Genomic DNA, 1,303 nt, shown 5'->3' on the forward strand with positions numbered 1-1,303 from the left:
CCAGGGTGTTTCGGTGCCCGGATACCCGAACTCGTTCACCATCACCGGGCCGTACGGGTTCGTGCTGGGTTCCTACATCTGGATGATCGAGGCCACCTCGGCGCATCTGGCGCGGGTCATCGCCGAGTCCAAGGCGCGCGGCGCCACCGAGGTCGAGATCCGGCAGGAGGTGCACGACGAGTACTTCCGGCAGTGCCTGCGGCGGCAGCGGAAGAACTTCCTGTTCACGCCGGTGTGCGAGGGCTCCAACACCTACTACCTCGACAATCACGGCGATTCGCCGTTCCGGCCGTCCACGCACGGCGAGATGTACTGGCAGAACCGGCATTTCGATCTGGACGTCTACCGCTACACGGTGGGTGCGCCGGTCGCGGCCGAGACGGTCGCGCTCTCGGAGGAGGTCTCGTGAAACTCAATGCCATCGATCCGAAGCTGGTGGTGGTGACCGGCGCGGGCAGCGGGATCGGGCGGGCGACGGCACTGCGGTTCGCGCGCATGGGATCCCAGGTGATCGTCTCGGATATCGACAAGGACGCGGCGCTCTCGACGGTGGCGCTGATCCAGGCCGAGGGTCGGCGGGGGATCGCCGCCCAGCTCGACGTGACCGATCCGCACGCCTGGGCGGCCTTCGCCCGGGACGTGCACGCCGATCACGGGGTGCCGGACGTGCTGGTCAACAATGCCGGAATCCTGGTCAGCGGGGCGTTCCTGGATCTGGAACCCGACGACTGGGAACTGCAGCTGGACGTGAACCTGCTCGGGGTGGTGCACGGCTGCCGGTCGTTCGGGCGGCTCATGATCGACGAGGGCAAGCGCGGGCACATCGTGAACATCGCCTCCGCGGCCGCGTTCACGCCGACGCCGGTCATGTCGGCGTACTCGGTGTCCAAGGCCGGGGTCAAGATGCTCACCGAATGCCTGCGGCTGGAGTTCGCGCCGAAAGGCGTGGGGGTGAGCGCGATCTGCCCGGGCGTGATCAACACCGATATCGCCCGGCACGCCACCGCGGTGGGGGTGGATCCGCGGCTGGTGGAGCGCGGACAGCAGCTCACCGCGCAGATCCAGGAGCTGGCCGAACGCCTGCCGTTCTCGCCGCTGAGCCCCGATCTGGTGGCGCGCGCCGTGGTCCGGTCGATCCGCTACGACCTGGCGGTGGTCCCGGTCCGCACCGAGGCGTGGCTGGGCTACTTCATGCTGCGGTTGGCGCCGGGCGTGAATCGTCGCATGACCCAGGCGCTGTCGATGGACCGCATCCAGGCGGCCGGTGAGCTGGTCTTCGGCAGGAGAGCGCCGTGACCGCTCG

1 protein-coding gene and 1 pseudogene are annotated in these 1,303 nt (G+C 68.5%); both read left to right on the forward strand.

Going from position 1 to position 1,303, the window contains the following annotated elements; all coding sequences use genetic code 11:
- Positions 1-409 (forward strand): annotated as a pseudogene (locus tag ACIRS4_RS37325) (NAD(P)/FAD-dependent oxidoreductase); the annotation flags it as partial.
- On the forward strand, positions 406-1,296 hold the full coding sequence (locus tag ACIRS4_RS37330) for an SDR family NAD(P)-dependent oxidoreductase (protein ID WP_404204589.1): 891 nt from the start codon (positions 406-408) through the stop codon (positions 1,294-1,296). The pseudogene ACIRS4_RS37325 and the gene ACIRS4_RS37330, both read left to right, overlap by 4 nt.
- Positions 1,297-1,303 lie beyond the last annotated feature (7 nt).

It is taken from the genome of Streptomyces sp. NPDC101166 (assembly GCF_044768125.1).
GTDB lineage: Bacteria > Actinomycetota > Actinomycetes > Streptomycetales > Streptomycetaceae > Streptomyces.